20 protein-coding genes are annotated in these 23,879 nt (G+C 53.9%); 5 read left to right on the forward strand and 15 right to left on the reverse strand.

Translation table 11 applies throughout. From position 1 onward, the window contains the following. Nucleotides 1-7: 7 nt before the first annotated feature. The 8 genes from IMQ33_RS12270 to flhD form a co-directional block, all read right to left on the reverse strand. Nucleotides 8-1,639 (reverse strand): methyl-accepting chemotaxis protein, encoded by a 1,632-nt coding sequence (locus IMQ33_RS12270; protein WP_196061890.1) that lies wholly within the window; start codon nucleotides 1,637-1,639, stop codon nucleotides 8-10. Between the two features lie 88 nt (nucleotides 1,640-1,727). Continuing rightward, a complete protein-coding gene (gene tsr / locus IMQ33_RS12275) occupies nucleotides 1,728-3,395 on the reverse strand; it encodes a methyl-accepting chemotaxis protein (RefSeq protein ID WP_196061891.1) in 1,668 nt (555 codons plus the stop codon). 447 nt (nucleotides 3,396-3,842) lie between these two features. Further along, nucleotides 3,843-4,343 carry a chemotaxis protein CheW gene (cheW, locus tag IMQ33_RS12280; RefSeq protein WP_021180924.1) on the reverse strand — a complete coding sequence of 167 codons (501 nt, stop codon included), beginning with the start codon at nucleotides 4,341-4,343 and terminating at the stop codon, nucleotides 3,843-3,845. A 31-nt stretch (nucleotides 4,344-4,374) separates the two neighbouring features. Next, nucleotides 4,375-6,342: a chemotaxis protein CheA gene (cheA, locus tag IMQ33_RS12285; RefSeq protein WP_024485785.1), complete on the reverse strand. Its 1,968-nt coding sequence runs from the start codon at nucleotides 6,340-6,342 to the stop codon at nucleotides 4,375-4,377. A gap of 4 nt (nucleotides 6,343-6,346) precedes the next feature. Continuing rightward, nucleotides 6,347-7,423: a flagellar motor protein MotB gene (gene motB, locus IMQ33_RS12290; protein ID WP_196061892.1), complete on the reverse strand. Its 1,077-nt coding sequence runs from the start codon at nucleotides 7,421-7,423 to the stop codon at nucleotides 6,347-6,349. Then, nucleotides 7,420-8,310: a flagellar motor stator protein MotA gene (gene motA / locus IMQ33_RS12295; protein ID WP_021180921.1), complete on the reverse strand. Its 891-nt coding sequence runs from the start codon at nucleotides 8,308-8,310 to the stop codon at nucleotides 7,420-7,422. Before motA ends, motB begins: the two co-directional genes overlap by 4 nt. Nucleotides 8,311-8,454: 144 nt before the next feature. After that, nucleotides 8,455-9,039, reverse strand: coding sequence for a flagellar transcriptional regulator FlhC (gene flhC / locus IMQ33_RS12300; protein WP_151901044.1), 585 nt, complete (start codon nucleotides 9,037-9,039; stop codon nucleotides 8,455-8,457). Beyond that, complete coding sequence (gene flhD / locus IMQ33_RS12305; protein WP_065683357.1) at nucleotides 9,039-9,389, reverse strand: flagellar transcriptional regulator FlhD; 351 nt, start codon at nucleotides 9,387-9,389, stop codon at nucleotides 9,039-9,041. Before flhD ends, flhC begins: the two co-directional genes overlap by 1 nt. Before the next feature lie 1,349 nt (nucleotides 9,390-10,738). Here flhD and ydgT point away from each other — a divergent pair. From ydgT to IMQ33_RS12320, 3 genes are all read left to right on the forward strand, one after another. After that, nucleotides 10,739-10,954, forward strand: coding sequence for a transcription modulator YdgT (ydgT, locus tag IMQ33_RS12310; protein WP_024485780.1), 216 nt, complete (start codon nucleotides 10,739-10,741; stop codon nucleotides 10,952-10,954). A gap of 152 nt (nucleotides 10,955-11,106) precedes the next feature. Beyond that, nucleotides 11,107-11,517: a universal stress protein UspC gene (uspC, locus tag IMQ33_RS12315; protein WP_065683356.1), complete on the forward strand. Its 411-nt coding sequence runs from the start codon at nucleotides 11,107-11,109 to the stop codon at nucleotides 11,515-11,517. 435 nt (nucleotides 11,518-11,952) lie between these two features. Next, on the forward strand, nucleotides 11,953-12,984 hold the full coding sequence (locus tag IMQ33_RS12320) for an NADP-dependent oxidoreductase (protein ID WP_065683355.1): 1,032 nt from the start codon (nucleotides 11,953-11,955) through the stop codon (nucleotides 12,982-12,984). Between the two features lie 45 nt (nucleotides 12,985-13,029). On the opposite strand, the gene sbmC is transcribed toward IMQ33_RS12320, so the two are convergent. The 3 genes from sbmC to IMQ33_RS12335 form a co-directional block, all read right to left on the reverse strand. Next, nucleotides 13,030-13,497, reverse strand: a complete 468-nt coding sequence (sbmC, locus tag IMQ33_RS12325; protein WP_173409067.1) for a DNA gyrase inhibitor SbmC — start codon at nucleotides 13,495-13,497, stop codon at nucleotides 13,030-13,032. Nucleotides 13,498-13,535: 38 nt separating this feature from the next. Continuing rightward, entirely contained in the window at nucleotides 13,536-14,378 is an 843-nt protein-coding gene (kynA, locus tag IMQ33_RS12330) for a tryptophan 2,3-dioxygenase (protein ID WP_065683353.1), read from the reverse strand. A gap of 179 nt (nucleotides 14,379-14,557) precedes the next feature. Further along, nucleotides 14,558-15,325, reverse strand: a complete 768-nt coding sequence (locus IMQ33_RS12335) for a phytanoyl-CoA dioxygenase family protein (RefSeq protein ID WP_065683387.1) — start codon at nucleotides 15,323-15,325, stop codon at nucleotides 14,558-14,560. 244 nt (nucleotides 15,326-15,569) lie between these two features. Here IMQ33_RS12335 and IMQ33_RS12340 point away from each other — a divergent pair, with 244 nt between their 5' ends. Then, the gene (locus IMQ33_RS12340) at nucleotides 15,570-16,397 is read left to right on the forward strand and encodes a helix-turn-helix domain-containing protein (RefSeq protein ID WP_098930665.1); all 828 of its coding nucleotides are present in this window, start codon (nucleotides 15,570-15,572) and stop codon (nucleotides 16,395-16,397) included. 124 nt (nucleotides 16,398-16,521) lie between these two features. Here the strand turns inward: IMQ33_RS12340 and mgtA are convergent, their stop codons facing one another. From mgtA to IMQ33_RS12355, 3 genes are all read right to left on the reverse strand, one after another. Further along, entirely contained in the window at nucleotides 16,522-19,221 is a 2,700-nt protein-coding gene (mgtA, locus tag IMQ33_RS12345; RefSeq protein WP_196061893.1) for a magnesium-translocating P-type ATPase, read from the reverse strand. 322 nt (nucleotides 19,222-19,543) lie between these two features. Continuing rightward, complete coding sequence (locus tag IMQ33_RS12350) at nucleotides 19,544-20,242, reverse strand: MgtC family protein (protein WP_021180910.1); 699 nt, start codon at nucleotides 20,240-20,242, stop codon at nucleotides 19,544-19,546. Nucleotides 20,243-20,773: 531 nt separating this feature from the next. Beyond that, nucleotides 20,774-21,643 (reverse strand): LysR substrate-binding domain-containing protein, encoded by an 870-nt coding sequence (locus IMQ33_RS12355; protein ID WP_196061894.1) that lies wholly within the window; start codon nucleotides 21,641-21,643, stop codon nucleotides 20,774-20,776. A gap of 105 nt (nucleotides 21,644-21,748) precedes the next feature. Between IMQ33_RS12355 and IMQ33_RS12360 the strand changes: the two genes are divergently transcribed. After that, entirely contained in the window at nucleotides 21,749-23,161 is a 1,413-nt protein-coding gene (locus IMQ33_RS12360) for a pyridoxal-dependent decarboxylase (protein ID WP_196061928.1), read from the forward strand. On the opposite strand, the gene IMQ33_RS12365 is transcribed toward IMQ33_RS12360, so the two are convergent. Continuing rightward, complete coding sequence (locus IMQ33_RS12365; RefSeq protein WP_186581183.1) at nucleotides 23,115-23,852, reverse strand: GNAT family N-acetyltransferase; 738 nt, start codon at nucleotides 23,850-23,852, stop codon at nucleotides 23,115-23,117. The two genes, IMQ33_RS12360 and IMQ33_RS12365, sit on opposite strands and share 47 nt — an antisense overlap. Nucleotides 23,853-23,879: the final 27 nt, after the last annotated feature.

Consider the following 23,879-nt stretch of genomic DNA (forward strand, 5'->3'; position numbering starts at 1 on the left):
GTTGTTGTTACTTGCTATACAATTCGACACTAGTTGCTTCCTTTGCTACTGATAAAACTCCGTTGTTAAGACTTTCTGATAAGGTGATGTTGTCGTCCGCCAGGCGGAATACCGCTACCGCATCAGCCAGCGTAATCGCCTGTTCTTCCAATGCCGCCGCCGCAGAGGCCGCTTGTTCCACCAGCGCGGCGTTCTGTTGCGTCACCTGATCCATCTGGGTCACGGCCTGAGTAACCTGCTCGATACCGCGGCTTTGTTCATCGGAAGCCGAGGAGATCTCGCCCATGATGTCGGTAACGCGGGTCACCGAACGCACGATATCCTTCATCGTGGCACCAGAGTTTTCGACCAGCACCGACCCTTGCTTAACACGGCCGACCGACTCATCGATCAGCACTTTGATTTCTTTGGCTGCCTGAGCGCTACGCTGTGCCAGATTGCGCACCTCTGCGGCCACGACGGCAAAACCGCGCCCTTGTTCACCCGCCCGCGCCGCTTCAACCGCCGCGTTCAATGCCAGGATGTTGGTCTGGAAGGCAATGCCGTCGATCACGCTGGTAATGGCGCCAATTTTCTGCGAGCTGCTGGCAATATCGTGCATGGTAGTGACCACGTCGTCGGCCATTTCCCCGCCCTTGGCAGCGGTGGCTGAGGCATCGCGCGCCAGCTTTGAAGCCTGGCGGGCATTGTCGGCATTCTGTTTCACCGTGGCGGTCAACTGCTCCATACTGGCGGCGGACTCCTCCAGCGACGCGGCTTGCTGTTCAGTGCGAGAAGAGAGGTCGTTATTACCTTCCGAAATTTCCTGTAGCCCGATCAGGATCGACTCGGCGCCTTCGCGCACTGCACCTACTGTGCCAATCAACGAGTTCTGCATGCGGTGCAGGCTGGCAAACAACATGCTGATCTCGTTGCGGCCATACACCTGGATCGGCATGGCCAGGTCACCGTCGGCGATACGGTCAAAGTGGCTACGCATAATATTCAGCGGCTGAACCAACATATTGCGCAACCACCACATGGCGCTGGCGGTCACCAGGATCAGCATCAGCACTGCGCCACACACTAGCCAACCGGCCAGCGTGAAAGAGCGCTGGTTGGCCGCATGGGCCTGGGCGATATTTTCGTTGACCAGTTGCAGGTACTGGACGAAGTCGGCTTCGAACAGGTCCTGCATTTTCTGCGTGGGTTGATCCATAAAGCCCTGCAGGTTGCCGCCCTCCAGGAAGACGATCAGTTCGCGCAGCGCACCGCGTAGCCGCTCATAGCTGGCTTGGGTGGTTTCTGTCAGTTGTTGCTCCTGGTCGCTGTTGCGCGAGACGGCCAGGAACTGATTAAAATAGAGATCGGCTTTCTGCAACGAACTGCGGGCGTTGCCCATCAGGGCATCGACCTGTTCTTGCGGTACTTTCAGCGCTGCACGGGTGCCGGCCCGGTTCAAGGTGTTACGTGCCTGTAGCAGGGAAACCCAGCTCAGGCTGAGGGCATCACGCTGCTGGCTACCCAGACTAATCAGATTAAGATTGTGGTTATCGGAGCGGGAAGCGGTATACGACAAGCCGGTGCTAATCAGTTGCATCAGGCAAAAGGTCAGCAGTAATAAAAACAGACTGGTAGAGATACGGACTCGGTTAAACACGATAAACCTCCAGGTAGCCGCGGGTTAACACGACTTAGGACGGAAAAAAGGGCCACGATCTCGCAGGGAGAACGCAGCCCAATGCCGGTTAGAACGTTTCCCAGTTCTCCTGCGGATCGCTGGCGTTCATTTTTTTATGATTGATTACCGGGGTAACGACTTTACTGTTGGCGGATGCCTTGAATTCGTTTTGGCCTTCCGCTTTCAGTCGGAATACCGCAACGGACTGGGTCAAGCGGCTGGCCTGCTCTTCCAGAGCTGCCGCCGCAGAGGCCGATTCTTCGACCAAAGAGGCGTTCTGTTGGGTGACGCGATCCATTTCGGCAACCGCCTGGCCAACCTGATCGATACCACGGCTTTGCTCGTCGGAGGCCGACGCGATTTCACCCATGATGTCGGTGACGCGGGTGACGGCATTGACGATATCGCCCATGGTTTCACCGGCGCTTTCCACCAGCACCGAGCCCATATCGACGCGGCTAACCGAGTCTTCAATCAGGCCTTTGATCTCTTTGGCTGCCTGCGCGCTGCGGCTTGCCAGGTTGCGTACTTCACCGGCAACCACGGCAAAACCACGGCCCTGTTCACCGGCACGGGCAGCTTCTACTGCCGCATTCAACGCCAGGATGTTGGTCTGGAAGGCGATGCCGTCGATCACGCTGGTAATATCGGCAATTTTCTGCGAGCTGCCAGCGATGTCGTGCATGGTTTGCACCACGTTGGCGACCACTTTACCGCCTTTCTGCGCGGTTTCTGAGGCGCTCAACGCTAGTTGGCTGGCCTGACGAGCGTTTTCGGCGTTCTGTTTCACCGTCGCGGTCAACTGCTCCATGCTGGCAGCGGTTTCCTCCAGCGAGGCGGCCTGCTGTTCGGTACGGGAAGAGAGATCGTTATTACCTGCGGCAATCTCGGAAGCACCGCTGTAGATGGCATCGGCCCCCTGACGCACGCCGCTGACGGTGTCGATCAGTTCGCCTTGCATATGTCTGAGGCTGGCTGCCAGCACGCCCATTTCGTTGCGGCTGTTGACGTCGATCGGGTGGGTCAGATCGCCTGCGGCAATCAGTTTGATGTGCTCAATCATGCGGTTGAGTGGGCGCACCAGAATATGATGGATGCCGAACCAAACCATGGCGATCACCGCAACCACCAGGACCAGCACCACGACCAGCGTCCAAACGGCAAATTCGAAAGAGCTGTCGCCATCTTCGACCGCGATCTGGTATAGCTTGTCGTTCTGAGTCAGGTAGCGGTTATAGAGCTGTTCAAATTCAGTCTGATAACGCTGAGTGGGCTGCTCAAAGAAGGCGTCCAGCTTGCCGTCACCCAACAGCGGGATCAATTCCGACAGCGCAGTGTGCAAAGTGGTATAGCGTTGCTTGAGTTCGTCTGCCGCTGCCGCATCCTGGCGAGCATCCAGAGGGATCTTCTCATAGGCAGCGTAGTGCTGTTCCGCCATGCTCAAGGTATTTTTTGCCGAGACCAGCAGTTCATCAACGGTGGCACCGGTGCCCGCTTTATTGAGGTCCATCATGTAGCGGATCCCGGCACGATTGAGGGTATTGCGGGTTTGCAGCAGGTTTACCCAGCTTTCATTCAGTTCTGACTGCTGCTGTCGGATAGTTTGCAGTACGGTAAAATTTTCTTTGTTATCTTTCAGCGAAGTGAAAAACAGCCCACCGGAAACCAGCTGCAAGGCACCGAATAACACCAGCACCAGCAATAAGCTGGTGACCACCTTCATACGATTAAACATTTTTACCCTTCTTGGAAGCCCGCACAGACAAGCGCTGTGTACGTTAACTGTCTGGGTTATCGGCGTGGCAGAAGAGAACTTTAAGAAAAATCTGTAACTATTTTTTTGTATTGTGCGGAGGGTAAGATTTTAGCTCGGAGAAGGAAAAGTGGCCCCTCACCCTAGCCCTCTCCCAAAGGGAGAGGGGACAGAACGTGCTACTGATTAACTACTGCGCTAGTCCTCGATATCGGCCTTGTTACAGAGTAGTCTCTACACCTGAACACAGCGCCATTCCAGCTCCCTCTCCCTGTGGGAGAGGGTTGGGGTGAGGGGACCGTTGAGCGCAGGGATGCGCGATACGAGCCCCCAGGGACGGGTTTACGGCGTGTCGGCGTTCTGCATCATCTCCATCTGTTACACCATCACACGCAGCAACTTAGTCAATCTGCGGTGCATTTAAGGCAATCAGGCGCTTTTCGCTACGTTGTCCACCAGCGACATCTCTTCGCTGCTCAGCAGCTTTTCGATATCCACCAGGATCAGCATACGTTCACCGAGTGACCCCAAACCGGTGAGATATTCCGTCGCCAGCGTGACCGCAAACTCAGGGGCTGGGCGGATCTGATCCGTCGTTAACGACAGCACATCAGACACGCCATCCACCACGATCCCCACCACCCGCTGGCCAAAGTTCAGCACGATCACCACGGTGTTTTCATCATAAGAGACGTCCTGCTGGGCAAACTTCACGCGCAGATCGATAATCGGCACGATCACCCCACGCAGATTGGTCACGCCCTTGATAAATGCCGGGGTGTTGGCGATGCGCGTTACCTGATCGTAACCGCGGATCTCCTGAACCTTGAGGATATCAATGCCATACTCTTCGTTACCCAAGGTAAAAATCAGGAACTCCTGACCTACCGTTTCGCCAGCCAGTTTGCTGACGGCTGCAAGTCCTGCCATTTCGATCACCTTTAAATCAGTCGGTTAATAATTATGCGGCAGCGTCCGTCAGACGCTTTTCCCGGTTCAGCGTTTGCAGCGCCGAAACATCTACAATCAGCGCCACGCTGCCATCCCCCAGAATGGTGGCAGCCGAAATACCCGGCACCTTGCGATAATTGCTTTCCAGATTTTTCACCACCACCTGATGCTGACCGATCAGTTGATCGACCAGCAGCGCATAGCGGCGGCCTGCACTTTGCAAAATCACCACGATGCCCTGGGTGGCTTCGGTTTTGGCTCCGTCAACCTCAAACACCCGATACAGCTCGACCAGAGGCAGGTACTCACCGCGTACCTGAAGCACACGCTCCCCACCGGCCAGCGGATGCAAATCCTCAGCCTGCGGTTGCAATGACTCCATCACGGCATTCAATGGCAGAATGAACACTTCCTCATTCACCTTGACCGACATGCCGTCAAGAATGGCCAGCGTCAGCGGCAGTAAAATGCGGATTGAGGTGCCCTTCCCGGCCTGGAAATGGATTTCGACATGCCCACCCATCTCCTGAATATTTCGCTTCACCACGTCCATGCCCACGCCGCGCCCAGAAACGTCGGTCACCTGCTCAGCAGTGGAGAAACCCGGGGCAAAGATCAGCATGCCGACCTCTTCATCGCTCATGTTGTCACTCACCGCCAGCCCCTGTGAGGCAGCCTTGGCGAGAATTTTCTGGCGATTGAGACCGGCACCGTCATCGGTGACCTCAATGCAGATATTGCCGCCCTGATGTTCGGCGGACAGGATCAGATTACCGACTTCGGCCTTACCGGCGGCCAGGCGCGCAGCAGGTTCTTCAATACCGTGATCCAGGCTGTTACGCACCAGGTGCGTCAACGGATCGATAATGCGTTCAATCAGGCTCTTGTCCAGTTCGGTAGAGCTGCCCCGTAGCGTCAACTCCACTTGCTTGTCCAGCTTGCTGGCCAGATCGCGCACCAGACGCGGGAAACGGCTGAAAACGTACTCCATCGGCATCATGCGGATCGACATCACCGACTCTTGCAGGTCGCGAGCATTACGCTCCAGCTGGCTCATGCTGTTGAGCAGATCGCCGTGGTTGACCGGATCAAGGGAGCCAGAACGTTGGGCCAGCATCGACTGAGTGATCACCAACTCCCCCACCAGGTTGATCAGTTGATCGACCTTTTCTACCGCCACGCGAATGCTGGTGGACTCGCTAGCCTTGGCTTTGGGCTTCGGCGCTTCAGCCACCGTAGCAGGCGCGGTAGGTGTGACAACGGCAACGGGTTCCGGCGTGCTGATCTTCTCCACGGCCTTCGGCGGCGTGGAAAAGGCAATCTGCTCGGGTTCAAGCACAAAGCACAGCACCGCGCTGATATCCTCCTCACTGGCAGAGGTCAGTAAAGTCACCTCCAGGCTGGTCTCGGTCTGCTGCGGGTTTTCCACCTCGCCCAGATTGCCCAACTCTTCCAGCATCAGCGGAATTTCATTCGGCTTCAGACCGCTCAGGCTGATCCGCATCCCGCCTTCAATCGCAGCCGGAGCAGCAGCATGAACCACCGGTGAGGTTACCGTTACCGCCGCCGCAGGAGCATCCTGCTGTTGCGCTTCCAAAGCCAACTGCCGCAACGCCTGACAAATATACTCAAAGCTCTCGCTATCAGGTTGTTGCGACGTTTTATAGGCGTCCAGTTGCTCCTGCATAATGTCTTTGGTTTCCAGAAACAGGTTGATAATTTCGGTGCTCAGGCTCATTTCCTGACGCCGGGCACCGTCCAGCAAATTCTCCAGCAGGTGGGTTGTTTCCTGCAGCACGCTAAAGCCGAAAGTGGCCGCCCCGCCCTTGATCGAGTGGGCAGCGCGGAAAATCGCGTTCAGTGGTTCAATATCCGGGGCCAGCGGATCCAGCTCCAACAGATGTTGCTCCATATCGGCCAGCAGCTCGTCTGCCTCATCAAAAAAGGTCTGATAAAAAGCGCTAATGTCCATGCTCACGGGGTCACCTCTGCTGTGAGTCGCTGTTAGTCGGTGAAGTGGCGGAAGGTGCCGCCGGAATAGCCGCTGTCGGCCCGGTTTCTGCGGCTTTCACCGCTACCGGAGGTTGCTCTGGCGTGCCCTGCGTTGCCGGCAGTTCGGCGCTTGGAGCAGGCGGCGACGGCGGTAATTCCGGTGTCGCTATAGCCAGTGCCGTCGCCTGCGGAGCCAGCTGCTTCAGGCCCTCCGGCTGATCGATTTCCGTAGCGCTGCTCTCCGCATTCTCGTGTTCTATCCCCTGCTGGGTTGCTTTGTTCAGCACCAGAATGGTGATCCGCCGGTTAACCGCATCATCACCGCCGTGCTGTTTCAGGTTCATGGTCGAGGCCATCCCAACCACCCGCAATACTTTGCCTTCGGCCAAACCACCAGCAATCAGCTCACGCCGAGAGGCATTGGCTCGATCGGCGGACAGCTCCCAGTTGCTGTAATAGCGCTCACCGGTAGCATAAGGCAGATCGTCGGTATGGCCCGACAGGCTGATTTTGTTCGATAATCCATTGAGGATCGGCGCTATCCCGCGCAGGATATCGCGCATATAGCTTTCCACCTGCGCGCTACCGGTCTTGAACATCGGCCGGTTCTGGCTATCGATAATTTGAATGCGCAATCCTTCGTCCATCATGTTGATCAGCAAATGCGGCCGCAGCGCTTTCAGACGCGGGTCCGACTCAATCAGCTCATCGAGTTTCTCGCGCAGCTTGTTCAGGCGCAGCTCTTCCGCACGCTTTTCCGGTGAATCCATCTGCTTTTTGACCAACCCTTGCTGCTGGGTTGGATCGTCCCCACCGCCCGGGATTGGGCTGCTTTCCGAGCTGCTCTTGTCGCCGCTGGTCAGCGCCACCTTCAGTGGGGTACGGAAATATTCGGCTATCTGCGTCAACTCCTGCGGGCTGGCAATCGCCAGCAGCCACATCACCAGAAAAAACGCCATCATCGCCGTCATAAAATCGGCATAGGCAATTTTCCAGGAGCCGCCGTGATGACCGGCATGATGGGCTTTGCGTTTTCTGACCAGAATAACCGGGTGATTCTGTTTCATGCGTCCTGCTCTTCCGTCGCCTGCTGTGCCGGGGCTTTCACCTTACGCACATGCTCTTCCAACTCAATGAAGGAAGGGCGCTCCGTGGTGTACAACGTTTTACGGCCAAACTCGACCGCGATCTGTGGGGCATAACCATTCAAACTCGACAGCAAGGTGACCTTGATGCACTGCATCATCTTGGTGGTTTCGGCACTCTTCTGGCGCAGCAAAGTCGCCAGTGGGGAGATGAACCCATAGGCCAACAGAATGCCGAGGAAAGTGCCCACCATCGCATTGGCGATCAGTGCCCCCAATTCCGCCGCAGGCCGGTCAGCCGAAGCAAGTGCGTGCACTACCCCCATCACGGCGGCCACGATGCCGAAAGCCGGTAACGAATCGCCGACCATCGCCAGGCTCCCTGCGGGTACCTCGCTTTCCTGTTCGAAGGTTTCGATCTCTTCATCCATCAACGCTTCGATCTCAAAGGCGTTCATATTGCCGCTCACCATGAGTCGCAAATAGTCGGTAATAAATTCCACCAAGTGGTTATCGGCAAGAATGCGCGGATAATTAGAGAAAATTTCGCTTTCCTGCGGATTATCGATATCAAACTCAAGCGACAACATGCCCTGCTGGCGGGATTTGGCCATCAGCCGATACAGCAGCGCCATCAGATCCATATACAGTTCTTTGTTGTATTTTGAGCGGCGCATCAGCTTGGGAAGAGCGCGTAGCGTGGATTTGATCGCTTTACCGTTGTTGCCGACGATAAAGGCCCCCACACCAGCCCCCCCGATGATCAAAAATTCGGCAGGCTGATAGAGTGCGCCGAGGTGGCCCCCGACAATCATATAGCCGCCAAACACGGTTCCCAGAACCACGAGATAACCCAAAATAACTAGCACACGTATTCCTTAAATTCACAATATGGGTGGAAGGTGAGTCAGCGCGGGTGAAATTCGGCAACAGCACGGGTCGCCCAGAGAGCCCGGAGTACCGAGCCCTTGAGTTTCACCAGTCTGTGTTGCTGTATAAGCCTGCAAGCAGGCTCAGACTGCGCGTTTAACCTGCTCTTCCAGCAGTTGTGGAATAATATCGGCCAATTTCGGCGAAAGTTTACGTCTTTTTACTGCGCGGGATGGGGGTTGGCATAAACTGCAGACAAAACTGTTAAGCGGTTGGTGTGCATGGGTGATAAAAGCCCCACCACAGCAGCTGCAGGCGGATAGCTGCAACATACCGCTGTCAACAAAACGCACCAGCGTCCAGGCTCGTGTCAGCGCCAATAACGGGGGTTCGCCTGGCTGCTGCGGACACTGTTCCAAATACAGTCGATAGGCTTTGACCACGGCCTCAACCCCGTGGCACTGACCGCATTTGAGCAGGAACTGATAAGCATTGAAAAACATCGACGAGTGGATGTTTTGCTCCCAGGTCATGAACCAATCGGTCGAGAATGGCAGCATCCCTTTGGGCGGTGGACTGCCGCGTAATTCTTTGTACAGTTTGATCAATCGCCCACGGCTGAGTTGCGTTTCACTCTCCAACATCTGCAAGCGCGCGCCCAGCGTGATCAGTTCCATGGCGAGTTGAATGTCCTTGGCTTCCTGAACAATACTTTTCTCACTCATCATCAGGCTCTTTTCTTCGTCACACTACCGCCTTTACCCTGTAGTTCTTTGAGTAAATGGCTCGATAGTAAAATGCCGGTGTGGATCTGTTGCAGATCGTCCACGCGAGATTCTTTCGTCAGGTGCTCGATAGTATTGTGGTCGTTGAAACGGAAGTGGCAAACCAGCTGATTAGTTTCTGCCAGTTTTACCATTTGTGGCAACGTGAGTTGCGACAGCGCATCCGCCATTGAGTTATCAATACCCAGACGGAACATTGCTGACGCTTTTTCATCGTTAATCAGACGCTGTGCCAGAAGCAAATATGACAAATTAATGTCATAAATATGTTTAAGTAGTTCAGACGTACCCATATTCCCATCCCGACAGACTATGTTTAAAAACATACGCTGGGTGATAAATTATCGCCCATGACCTGGGTTCATTCCCAAAGTTGGCAAACAAATCCCTGTACGCCAGCCGCGACAACTGCGCGACTATACACATTTCGGGTTGTTACTCAGTATTTTAATACACATGCAATTGCATGTATGGATATACAGCATCCTGCTTCAAAAGTGTGTTTTTCGTAAGACGATTTTTACAAATATAATAAGATTAATCTTAATAACAGCGCAACTCTACCCCCGATCACTTAGCCCACACAACGTAAGCGACCTGCAATTTTAAAAACAATGTGACACACATCACAAAAATAAAAAATATCCAGCTTAAAAAGGCCAAAATCTGACCACTTATTAACCCCCGAGCTGTGCAATAAATGCACTAAAGTAAGAAAAGGTCTTAAAAACCATGTTTTATAGCCTAAAAATACCCATTTTTAGATCAATTCGAACAAAAGCTTAACTAAAGCCAAATCACAGAGAAAAAATCTGCCACCCTGCCACTAGAGCAGCTTAAAATACTGATTGTCATTTAAAACCAGCTCGTTATGAATAAAATTACTTGCTAAAATCTCCCCGACTGAAAAGTAAGATTTAACTTGGGTAGCTGTTTCAATTTTCGACAGAGCGACTCATGCAGTTAAAGGTGCAGTATTTTGGGTTGAACAAGTTAACAGAAGTAACAATGTGTTTCGTGGCGAGGGAGTCGACAGTGGACAAATCAGAAAAGATAATGCCAACTAGCGTTGCTCGGAAAGGAAAGTCCAAAAATGATTTTTACTTAGCATTTTAATTATTATTTGAGGCATCCGATCTATTATACGGAAAATTCCTAATCCCCATGACGAAGATCAAAAAGCGCATTAGGTCATCCATGCTTTATTGCCTGGCTATTTTTTCAGCGCTGGCGAGATTATGCTTGAGCCTTACACCTCTTCTGCAAAATTTTTGAATGCGCTCATTGAAAATACATCGCGCATCCACTTTACGGCGTTGCCGCCAAAACCACTGCCATTATCATTTTCTTTACTATAGGCAAAGATACACAGCGCTATGCTGGCAAACGTCTACTAAGCTAATAAGGTAAGATTCCCCCTAATTGACGGTTTATCTGTCAAGATATATTGCCCAGATGCTCGGCACATATTATCATTCGGTGGTGCCTCCTCCCCTATCAGGGGTATTTTGGCCAAGCGTGTTCCATTTACTCACTTTTCTTTTATTTTGCCTGACGACATCTCTTCAACTTGTGGCGATTTCTGCGAATATGTGAGATTTTTCTTTCCGCTTTAATACTATTAATAGGCTATGTTTTAACTATGACAAGTACTATCGATTACCTGATGACGTTTCGCAAATGTTCCAGCTTGGACAGTCTGGAAAAAGTCTACGACAAGCTGAATTACTCACTGACGGACGACAATGAAATGAGCAACATGTACCGTGCTGCGGATCATCGCCGTGCGGAACTGGTCTCTGGCAAACTGTTTGACCTGGGTAGGGTGCCAAAGTCACTCTGGGCACAGGTGCTTTAATCCCCCAGACAGTGATGCGCGCATCTTTTTATCTTTTATGGCGGAATTTCTTCCTTGCCCTGGGGTTTAGCGTTGCGCGTGATACAAACCACATTTATTGCGCAGGCATTGCTCTACCCTTTAAGCACACATTCAGGCAACGGGAGTAGAACATGGGTTATCACAACGTTCTGGTTACGGTGGCAGTCGCTGCGGACAGCCACCGGCTGGTAGAGAAAGCCGTCTCTATCGTGCGTCCCTGTGATGGGAAAATCACGCTAGTCAGCATCATTGCCAATGCCGAGATTTTCCCCGCCCCCATGCTGGGTGACCTGCGTGCGTTGATGGAGGAAGAGACGCTGCTGTTTATGGAAGAACTGTGCCTACAGGCAAACTATCCCAATATCGCTACGCGGATCATTCACGGCGAGTTGGGTGACTGCCTGGCCTACGCCAACCAGAAGCAACCCTTTGATCTGGTCATCTGTGGCAACCACAGCGATAGCATGATGAATAAAGTGGCCTGCTCCGCCGCACGCTTTATCAATACCAGCAGCATTGATGTGCTGATCGTTCCGCTATAACGCACAGTCATCACCTCAGTTGACTATTCAAGGTGGGCTTCTTTTTTCTTCGAACAAATTAAGTGAGTCGTAAGCAATACCTGCTCGCCAATAAAACATCGCTTATTCTACAACTTGCCCTTAATATCATCCTCACCATCACTATATGACATCGGAATTATCGTGCCTCTAGCAATATACCCAATCTCGAATATCACTGTTACCTATGGTTGACAACCAGATTTCGGTCGTTATTTTTCATCACGATATAAGGCAGTGTTCAACAAATATTCCGCTACCACAGCTATTACGCCCTATTTTTCAACACGGTTCCCGCTACGCTTTTTACGTTATCGCATAAGTGCGCACATAACGCTATTTTCCACTGCGACAGATTAACTAGACTAGCCAGTACCTGAACGCCTTTCGTTCAACACCGTCGCCAAGGAGTCATCGATGTCTCAGCAAGCGCATAACCGCCGTTTTGTTTTAGCTTCACGCCCGCACGGGGAACCGCAGGCAGACAATTTCCGCCTGGAAACCAGCCCCATCCCACAGCCCGCCGCCGGGCAGTTGTTGCTGCGCACAGTTTATCTTTCATTAGATCCCTATATGCGTGGCCGTATGAGCGATGCGCCCTCTTATGCCCCCCCGGTACAGATAGGCGAAGTGATGGTCGGCGGCACAGTTTCCCGCGTGCAGGCTTCACAGCATCCGGACTTTAACGTTGGAGATTGGGTGCTTGGTTACGACGGGTGGCAAAGCCATGCGCTGTCGGACGGCAGTGGCCTGCGTAATCTGGGAGCCAAACTGGATCACCCTTCCCGGTTCCTTGGCGTATTAGGTATGCCCGGGTTTACCGCCTATATGGGGCTGCTGGATATCGGCCAGCCACAGGCGGGCGAAACCTTGGTGGTCGCGGCAGCCAGCGGAGCCGTAGGTTCCGTGGTAGGCCAGATCGCCAAGCTGAAAGGATGCCGCGTGGTGGGCGTGGCGGGTGGCGCAGAAAAATGCCGCTATGTGGTGGAGGAGCTGGGATTTGATGCCTGTATCGATCACCGCTCGGCCGACTTTGCGGCCCAACTGGCGGCAGCCTGCCCCCAGGGCATCGATATTTACTACGAAAACGTCGGCGGCGCAGTATTCGATGCGGTTATTCCTTTGCTCAATACCAAGGCACGTATTCCCGTTTGTGGCATGATCGCCCACTACAGCGCGACCGAGTTACCACCAGGCCCAGATCGCTTGCCGTTATTACAAGGCCTGATCCTGCGCAAACGCATCAAGATGCAGGGTTTTATCATCTTCGATGATTACGCAGAAAACTTCGGCGAGTTTCTACAACAGATGGGGGAATGGGTCAGCCAGGGCAAGATCAAATTCCGCGAGGACGTAGTCGACGGGTTAGAGAATGCCCCTCAGGCCTTTTTCGGGCTGCTGAAAGGGAAAAACTTCGGCAAGCTGATTATCCGCGTCGCCGAGGAGTGATCCTCTGTTCAGGGCGCGATGCGCCCTGAACCCTTTACGCAGCCTTCAGATCTTGGTTACCGACTGGCAGATCTCCAGTTCAAAGTAGCCATCAGCCACGCAATCATTGAGATAATGCTCATAGCAAACGCCCTCAGACGGCCGATAGCCGCTGGCGGGTAACATCTGCTGGTAAAAATTACGCCAGGGGGTGGCGAAATCCCCATCGGTGATCCGCACCCGGTACACGGCGTACTCCCCTGCGGGCAGGGTTTGTATCACCATGTTTTCACTGCCGGCAGGCAGCACAAAATCATCGGCAACGGTAAACACCACGTCGGCACGCAGCTTTTCCGCTGCGACCTGATTCGGATCGTCCCAGTAGAGTACCAGCCATTTCCCCACGGGAATGCCTTGCTGTTGTTGCCAGGCCATCAGTTGCTGAAAACCCAGTGGGACTGATTGTGCATAAGGCCCCACAACCCGCACGCCAACGGCCTTTTCTGCCGGTTTTTGCTCAATGCTTACCGCCATTGTCATCACTCCTCTCGCCTATGTCCGGAACAGTAGAGTCAAGCGCCAATTTCGGTTCGTACATCCAGCAATTCAGGGAAAAATGTCAGTTCTAGCGCCTTCTTCAAGAAGCTGACACCGCTGGAGCCGCCGGTACCCGATTTAAAACCAATGATCCGCTCGACCGTTTTCATATGGCGAAAACGCCATAGATGGAAGCTTTCCTCGATATCCACCAGCTTCTCGGCCATTTCGTAGGCCGCCCAGTAGGTTTGCGGATTATCGTAAATCAGTTTGAACACCGGTAACAGCTCTGGATTGCGCTGGTACGGCTGGGTCCAGTCTCGCTCAATGCATGCCTGAGGTACCGCAAGGCCGTGGCGGGAAAGATAGCGGAGGAATTCGTCATACAGGCTCGGGGCTTCGAGGATCGCTTTCAGCGCGGCATGTTTTGGCGCATCGTCGCTAAAGACGGCCAGCATGGCGGCATTTTTGTTACCCAACAAAAACTCGATCGAACGATATTGATGAGATTGGAAACCCGACGAATTACCCAGCACGCCACGGAACTCCACATATTCCGACGGAGTCAGCGTTTCCAGCACCGCCCATTGCTCAAACAGCAAACGCTGGATCTGCTTTACCCTGGCCAGGATCTTGAAGCAGTGGCTGAGCTTGTCCTGCTGCACCAGAGTCCTGGCCGCCTGCAGTTCATGCAGCATCAGTTTCATCCACAGTTCCGAGGTCTGATGTTGCACCACAAACAGCATCTCATCATGATGCTGCGGGTTGGAAAGTGGCTGCTGACAATCCAGCAGTCGATCCAGGCACAGGTAATCACCATAGCTCATGCGCTTGGAAAAATCGGTAACGATGGCGCTTTCTAGTTCCCGCTGATTCATGTTCTCTCTCCGTGTCGCTCACGCCTTTGGCAAACGTGACGCGCGTTGCTGGTTCGCAAGTGAAGAGAAGACAATAGTCCATTACGGCAACATTAACGTAACAATTAACGAGAGCTGCTTCGCAGATCCGGTGCTGACATCGGATTTAACGGGCGCAGCAGCGCTCCTACTCCGGAGACTCAAAGCACATCCAGCAGCCATTTTTGCGCCGGGGTCAGTCGGCTGGCCGTTTCCTCCTTCAGCCAGCGGCGCTGATCCTGCTGGGCGGTATCTGCACGGTCAATATAGAGTGCGTGCAACACCCGCCGCCGGGTACCGATCCTGTTCTGAGTACCTCCATGCCAGGTGTGCGCGTTGTAGATCATCACGCTACCGGCAGGGGCTGCAAAAACAATCTCATCGGGATGTGCCAAGTCGGGATCGGCCAACACATCTTCCGGCAGTTCCGGCCGCAGGTGCGTTCCGGCGATAATCCGCGGCGCGCCATTTTCCGCACTTAGGTCGTCAATCGCCCATATCGCATTGACCAAATGTACTTTGGGAAAATCGGGGCGCGGCTTTTTCCAGTCGGCATGCAGAGGCTGATGGCCGCCACCGTGCAAGGCTTCTCGGGCATTGAGGCTCGAGACTTTGAACTCACCGTTGAAAATATAGCGGCAGGCAGACAGGATCAGCGGATGCGACCACACCTTTTCCCACACCACACCTTTATTCACCATGTTGGCAATGCGCGTTGCCGTCGCTTCCTGATGGTGCTCAATGGCCAGGTTATCCCCTTCTTTCTCCACCAGCTCATCGATAAGATTACGCATCGCCACCAGCCAGTCAGGATCGGCCACGTTGTGCACCACGGTATACCCCAACGTATCAAGCTCCTGCTTCATCTGTGCCGTTAACTCGATGCTGGCTCCTAAAGCCTCCAGGTATATCTCGGATTGACGCTGCATCATGATTTCTCCATTTACTTTTTGATAACATAACGGCAAATTTACTGGAAGCCTGGGCCAAAAACAGGGGGCTTTTACTACGAAATACTGGACACAGATGTACGCCAGCCAAAAATGTGACCTGGGTCATAAATGCGTAAAGCTCCTTGAACGCCAGGAAATAACACCTTAATTGCACTGCCCGCCTGGGTTTATCATCATTCTTAAATGCATCGTTAACCGCCGAAGCGCACTGGAGATCGCGATGTCTGAAACGCTAGTTGCCCTGCTTGAACAGCTGATTTCCCATCAGAATGCGATCCAGGTAAGGTTTCCTGAGCCCACTTTTCCCGCCCCGCCTTTGGCCTTCTGCGTGCCTTTTCCGCGGCTTGAAATAGTGCTCGAAGGGGAAGTTGAAGATCAGTGTCTACCTTTGGCAAATAACACGCTCTCCAGCTATCAGGTGCTTTATGTTCCTGCGGGCAAATGGAGTTATCCGCAATGGACCCAGCCAGCCACCACGCTGAGCATCTTGTTCAGTAAGCAAAAGCTGGGTTTCAGCCTGCAAAGATGGGATGGGCAAACGCTGTGTGAAACGCAAAAACAGCACGTTGCGCGACGTGGGCCCAGAGTCGGCTCATACCTGCTGCTGGCGATGAATGAGGTTTTGCTGCAACCTGATGCATTGACCTCGCAGCTGATCTTTACCGGGTTGGTCAGCCACTGCCTAGAACAGCTCGCCGGCCAGGGGCAAACCGTCAGTAAAAGCCAGGAACTGCTGCTGGCCATACAGGATTACCTTGATGACCACGCCGGGTTGCCGTTAACACGGGAAGGCGTTGCCAAACGATTTCATATTACCCCTAACTATCTGTCCCACCTGTTTCAAAAGTCAGGCCCAGTCGGCTTCAATGAGTACATCACCGGTGTGCGCCTCGAGCGGGCGAAAAATCTATTGCGTGGCTATGATCTGAAGATCAAAGAGATCGCTCATAACTGTGGGTTCGACGACAGTAACTATTTTTGCCGGATATTCAAAAAGCATACCGATCGTTCCCCCTCTGAATATCGCAGGCATTGCCGCAGCCTTTAGTCGCACACGCGAGCACGTGCTGAATGTGTAAGGGGCTGCACATGTTCGACCTTAGGGGCTGCCCCCCTACGCATCGGGCCTATTGAGGTTTATCACCGGGCGTAACGCCCGGTGATAACGTAGATTAGAACCACTTGCCAAAGCGGCGGATGTAGAAACGCTTCATCAATTGCGCCACCACACAGTAGCTGACCAGCGTGGCCACCAGCCAAGGGAAATACTCCCACGGCAGCGGTTGTAACCCGACCCATGCCCCAAGCGGCGAGAACGGAATATAGATACCGAGTGCCATAATAATCCCGGTGGTCAACAACACCGGCAGCGCCGCCGTGCTCTGAATGAACGGGATCTTCTGGGTACGTAGCATATGCACTACCAGCGTCTGAGACAGCAGTCCTTCTATAAACCAGCCGGACTGGAACAGAGCTTGATGCTCTACGCTATTGGCGGCAAACACAAACCACATCAACGCATAGGTAGTGATGTCGAAAATCGAAGACGTCGGCCCAATCCACAGCATAAAGCGACCAATGTTCTTGGCATCCCATTTGCGGGGTTTACGCAGGAACTCTTTGTCCATCTTGTCCCACGGCAGGGAAAGCTGGGAGATATCGTACATCAGGTTCTGTAACAGCAGGTGGATCGCCAGCATCGGCAGGAACGGAATAAACGCACTGGCCACCAGCACCGAGAACACGTTGCCGAAGTTGGAGCTGGCGGTCATGTTCAGATACTTGATGATATTGCCGAAGGTTTCACGCCCTTTGATCACCCCTTCTTCCAGCACCATCAGGTTCTTTTCCAACAGGATGATATCGGCGGATTCCTTGGCAATGTCGGTACCGGTATCGACAGAAATGCCCACGTCGGCATCGCGTAACGCCGGGGCGTCGTTAATGCCATCCCCCAGGAAGCCCACGGTGTGACCATTAGCCTGCAACATTTTCAGCACGCGTGATTTTTGTAGCGGCGTCAGCTTGGTGAATACCGTACGTTGCTCAACCTCACGCATCAGATGGGCATCGTCCATCTGTTCAATCTCCAGGCCGGAGAGCGGCGTTCCCGGTTCCAGGCCAACGTCACGGCAGATTTTACAGGTGATTACCGGGTTGTCACCGGTCAGCACTTTCACCGCCACGCCATTTTCCTGTAGGGCAGCAATCGCTTCACGAGCGCTCTCTTTTGGCGGATCGAGGAAGGTCAGCAGGCCTTCGATCACCAGATCGCGTTCATCCACAATGCTCAGTGGCAAAGTACAACCTTCCAGACCCAGATCTCGCGTTGCCAGCACCAGCACGCGGAAACCATCTTCATTGTACTGGCAGGCCAACGCCTGCAAATCGGCACGGCGAGCCTCGTCAAGCGTCAACACCTCTTGCCCGACACGGACGTGGGTGGCGATCTCCAACATCTCTTCAACTGCACCTTTGCAAATCAGCAGTTGGCGCTGTTGTTCATCCTGTACCACTATCGACAAGCGACGACGTATAAAATCAAACGGCAGCTCATCAACCTTGCTATAGCGCCCCAACGCCTCAACGCCTGGCTGGCCCTGGCCAAAACGGATCACAGCCTGATCCATCAGGTTCTTCATGCCGCTCTGATGGAAGCTGTTCAACCAGGCTAAATGCAGCACGTGGTTATCCTTGCTTCCATTCACATCCAGATGGTGTTCCAGAATGATGCGATCCTGCGTCAGGGTGCCGGTTTTATCGGTACAAAGCACGTCCATCGCGCCAAAGTTCTGGATCGCATTCAGCCGTTTGACCACCACCTTGCGGCGCGCCATGGCAATTGCGCCTTTCGCCAGGTTCGAGCTGACGATCATCGGCAGCATTTCCGGCGTCAGCCCCACGGCGACCGCCAAGGCAAACAGCGCCGCCTCCGTCCAGTCGCCTTTGGTAAAACCGTTAATCAGCAAGACGATCGGCACCATCACCAACATAAAGCGGATCAGCAACCAGCTAACGCTGTTTACTCCACGGTCAAAGGCAGTTTGCGAACGGGAACCGACGATCGACTTAGCCAAGGAGCCAAAGTAGGTGCGGCCACCGGTCGCGACCACCACCGCCGTCGCCGTTCCGCTGGCCACGTTGGTGCCCATCAGACAGATATTGGCCAACTCCAGCAGTTCGCTTTCGCTGGAGGCATCAATCTCGCTGGACTTTTGGCTCACGCCGGCCAAGGCATCGTATTTTTCGATTGGAATAGCTTCGCCGGTCAAGATGGCCTGGCTGATAAACAGATCGCGTGAGCTGAGCAAACGGAGGTCCGCAGGTATCATGTCCCCAGCGGAGAGCTTGATAATATCGCCCGGAACCAACTCACGAATGGGAATTTCCACCGCTAACGCCTGGGTGCTGAAATTACTGCGGCGCAGCACCGTTGCCGTGGTACGCACCATCGATTTGAGTGATTCGGCCGCTTTATTGGTGCGGTATTCCTGCCAGAAGCGCAGCAACCCGCTCAACGTAACCATAATCAGGATAATGATGACGCCGGTAAGATCGGTTTCCTCACCGTTTTGCATGGGCAGCCAGTAATCGGTAAAGAAACTGATCCCTGCCAGCACCATCAACACAAAGATAAACGGGTTGTTAAACGCGCTGACTAACTGTACCAGCGCATGCGGTGCCTTCTCATGGGCAACCTGATTACTACCGAAATACTGCAAACGCTCCTGGGCATCTTCCTGAGTTAATCCGATGCGGTTACAGTTTAAATTAGCCAACGTTTGATCGAGGCTGTTCTTTGCCTCGAGAGCAATGGCATACGGCTCGCGCTGTTTATCACGGCGACGGCTATTTTCTTTAATATGGGTCATGACGCTATTCTCTTTTTTTACTTTGCACACAGGGTTACCCCGCCCGTAATAACGGGTGAACATGCACAAAGTGGAATTTATTTGGTTTACTTCATTAACGTAATGTTTATTCCATTAATATACCTTTGGATTTCAAGTTGTAGCTAGGCGACAAGCTTACTCCTCCCCAGGAGCTTACTTTTGGGTAAGTGACTGGGGGTGAGTAACTGCAGGAAACAACGCTACAGCTTGAAAGACGACGGGTATACGCAGAATAATAAAATCTCTGGGGGGTGCTTGCATAACACATCCTTATCACCTTATCGGTGAAGGTTATTTATCGTTAAACGGGTAATTCTGACGCCACGCGCCAATGCACGGCACTCACGCTGCGTTCTAAACTAATACGGCAGACAATGCCCTCAATCTCTTTTTGCGCGGCCGGATTAGCCACAATTTCCGCACAGACTTCCAACTGACCAGGAATGGCAATATCGGCGCTACGCAGCGATTGCAGACGTAATGCCACGCCGTTCAATGCCTGTAGGATCAGGGTACGAACCAGGATTTCATCCTGCTCCCCGCAGGTGACCTGGACGCGATAACGCAGCTCCAGATCCACCGCCTGCTGCTGGGGTTGCAGGTTAATGCGCTGCGCCGCTTCACGCAGCAGGATATTGGCACACAGGATCACCAGGGTGGCGCAGACAGCTTCCCAATGCTGCCCCAGGCCACATAGCACGCCGATGGCCGCAGAGCACCACAAGGTGGCCGCCGTATTCAGGCCGCGGATATTCAGCCCTTCCCGCATAATCACGCCAGCACCAAGAAAACCGATACCGGAAACGATCTGCGCCGCAATACGTCCCGCGCTGGAAGGCTCGGTGTCAAAAGAGCTCAGGATAAAAACGGCGGCTCCGGTCGCAACCAAAGAATTGGTACGTAAGCCCGCCATACGCTGACGCCATTGACGCTCGGCACCAATAACGGCACCCAGGCCCATTGCCAGGAATAAATTCAGGATAAAAGGAGTCATAGCCATGATCTTCCCCTTAATTAATCATTGAGGTTGAATCATGTGCCGTTAAGCACACGCGAAATCGCGCCGATAATTAATCAGCGGGTCAGCGTTTGGGTGCCCGGAGGGAAAAGGCCGTGGTGATGGTTAAATACCATAATCATATCCGAATCAATACGCCCAATGCGCGAGCGCCTCGGGGACAACAATCATGTTCGGGTTTGCACAGCTCGGAATAACGAGAGAGGGGTGCTGCCCGCCGTGTTCGGCAAGCAACAAATCACAGGAGATTGGTCAACTTGCCTTTATTATTTCGCTACTACTGCAACTGTCCAATTGGTTTTCTCCACGGTAATTTTGGCTGGAGTATAATGACATGAGGTTGTGAAGTAAAGGTTATATTATTAAACGAAGACTAAACCGAATATCCCCCTTAAATAAATACTGTTATAGGTACAATAATAGTCGGCCGAAGCAGCGCCTCTTCGTAGTGAGCAACGTGGGTTAATTTGTAGGGTGACCCAAGACGCAGCACGAGTGATCCGGTTGAGCGATTTAGTTTAGCTGTTGCTGTAACCAGTTCAGTAACGCTGCCACCTCAGACGTTAAACCGGCGGCTTGTGGCCACACCAGATAGATATCGCTATCGTTCAAATGCAGCGCGGCCGCCAAAGGTACCAAGCGCCCTGCTGCAATCGCATCCTGCGCCAACACGGCCTTCACCAACGCAATACCAAACCCCTGCTCGGCTGCACGCAGCAGTAACCCCGCGTCGTTGAACAGCGCCAACTGCTGCCCACCACCCATTCTCCCTGCGGCACTAAACCAGCTATGCCAGGGAGTAACGTCATGCTCAAGCAGCGGGATCTGTGGATCTCCAGCATCAAATGCCTCCTGCCACTGCCTGGCCAGCTCCGGGGTCGCTACCGGCAGCACGACTCCTGAAGCGATACGCTGAGCCTGAACGCCTGACCATTGGCCATCACCAATGCGGATCGCGGCATCGAATCCTTTACGGCCGAGATCCTGAATCGCCAGCGAGGCGTCAATATCCAACCGGATCCCAGGGCAAGCACGATGAAACTCAGCCAACCTGGGCAACAACCAGTAATGCGCAAAGGAAGGCAGCACGCTGATGCGCAACATCTGGCTGACCGCTACCCGTCTGGCTCGGTCAACGCCTTGTTGCAAAGCGAGTAAAGCAGGCTCAGTTGCCGCCAGCAGTTCGCGCCCTGCAGCATTCAGCCGTACCCCACGCCCGGAGCGGTCAAACAGTGGGTAGCCAATAGCCTGTTCGAGCTGCTGAATTTGTTGGCTAACGGCACCGTGAGTTAGGCTGACCCGTTGCGCCGTGGCACGCAAATTCTCCAACCGCGCAGCGATCACAAAGGTTGGCAAAATATGCAGGGGAAGACGCTCATTCATTGCTGGTTAGCCTTACTATCCAAAAGGGTCATTTTTTATCGATATTAGCACTAATCAGGATCGCCTATAGTGCAAACCTACTGGCCCCTAACTCAAGGCATGACCATGCACCCACGTTTGCAGCAGGATCTCGACGATTTACCCCGCATACTTGACCATACCAACCAATTGGCGCAGGGCTTCCTTGCCAGCTTGAGCCAGCGCCCGGTATGCCCACCCTTGGCCGCACAACAGTTGCAAACCGATGACGATCGGCTGGCCGAAGAGGGTTGCGGGGCGTTAGCGGCATTAGAAGCGTTTTGGCAACGCTATGAGGCTGGCCTTTCCGGCAGTACCGGGCCGCGTTACTTTGGTTTTGTTACCGGCGGTAGCACCCCTGCGGCGCTGGCTGCCGACTGGTTGGTTAGCACTGCCGACCAGAATAGCCAACTGAGCCATGATACCGTGGCGGCCGCGATCGAGCTGGCGACAATTGAGCAACTGAAAACCTTGCTGCAACTGCCCGCCGACTTCAGCGGTAGCTTTGTCAGCGGTGCCACCATGGCCAACTTCACCGGGATCGCCATCGGCCGCCAGTGGTTAGGGCAACAGCGCGGGATCGATGTGGCACAGTCTGGCTTGGCCGCCTTGGGGCCGATTCAGGTCCTTTCCGCCAATGCGCATGCCAGCAGCGTGAAAGCGCTCAGCATGCTCGGTATTGGGCGTGATGCTTTAAAGCCTATCGCCAGCCAGGCTGATTGCGAAGCTATTGATATCGATGCGCTGGAGCGTCACCTTGCCGCCACGCCAGATATCCCAACGATAGTGCTCGCCAGCGCAGGCACGGTAAACACCGGCGTTTTTGACGATCTACCCCGCCTGCTGGCACTACGGGCACGCTATCCCTTCTGGTTGCATGTCGATGCCGCCTTTGGTGGGATCGCGGCCTGTTCTCACCGCCTAGCCCATCTGCTGGACGGTTGGCACCAAGCGGACTCAATCACCGTAGATGCCCATAAATGGCTGAATGTCCCTTATGACAGCGCCATTCAATTTACCCGTCACCTGGCATTGCAGATGCAGGTGTTCCAGAATCACTCGACCTATCTGGAGGCCCCCACGTTGCGCCCAGACAACTATTTGCACCTGACGCCCGAGAACTCGCGGCGTTTTCGCGCCCTGCCCTTGTGGATGGCATTGAAAGCCTACGGCAGCAGCGGTATGCGAGAGATCGTCGAGCGTAACGTGACGTTGGCGCGACGTTTAGGTGACGGATTGGCGGCCAGTGAAGGCTTCCGCGTGCTGGCCCCAGTGGAGCTGAACATCGTATGCTTTGCGCTGAAGGGCGTTACAGGCGATGCCACCGCCGCACGCAACCGCTTCATCGAACGCTTGGATCGGCACGGCGTGGTGCGCTGTACGCCCACCAGCTACGCGGGCCAACCGGGTATTCGGGCAGCCCTGGTGAATTGGATGACTGAAGAGCAGGATATTACTTTGGCGCTGGCATCAATGCAGGCTTGTCGGGAAGAGGTCTGAAAGTGGCGAGGCTTCGCTTCTGCTGGCCGTCGGTTGTGATATTCAACGGCGATAGCCAGGCGGTAAACGCCTCGCGCAATACCGGCCATTCACCATCGATGATGGATAGCCAGTCCGTGTCGCGGTTGCGCCCCTTTCTGGTCATCGCCTGACGAAAAGTCCCCTCAAAGGTGAAGCCCATACGCAGTGCAGCCTCACGAGAGGCGGCATTCAGACGATCGCATTTCCATTCGCAACGGCGAAAGCCCAAGTCGTCAAAAGCGTGCTTGAGCATCAGAAAGATGGCTTCACTCCCCATCGCTCTGCGCTTCATCAAAGGTGACCAGTTGATCATCCCCAACTCGACCACCCCGTTGGGTTGGTCGATGTTCAAGAAAGCACAGGTGCCGACCGCTTTACCGGTAGTCGCATCGATCACCACCAGGGTGTTTCTACCCTGGGTTGCCAGCTGTCGCTGCAAATACTGCTGGAAAACAGGCAGCTCCGTGGGGCGTTCACTAGACAGATAGGTCCAGTCGCGCCCGTCTTCCGCCAGTTGATAGGCATGAAATAACTCATCAGCACGGCGCGCGATATCCATCGGCTGCAAGCAGCAGAAACGCCCTTGGAGACTCTGTTTTCCCGGTTCACCCGCAGGTTGCCAGCCCTCAAGCGCTGTACCAATGGGTTGCCCAAACTGATTGTGATCCACCCGTCCTCCTGATTGTGAGTTGAAATC

Source organism: Serratia sp. Res13-Sevr-LER1-36-b (assembly GCF_015673035.1).
Classification (GTDB): domain Bacteria; phylum Pseudomonadota; class Gammaproteobacteria; order Enterobacterales; family Enterobacteriaceae; genus Chania; species Chania fonticola_C.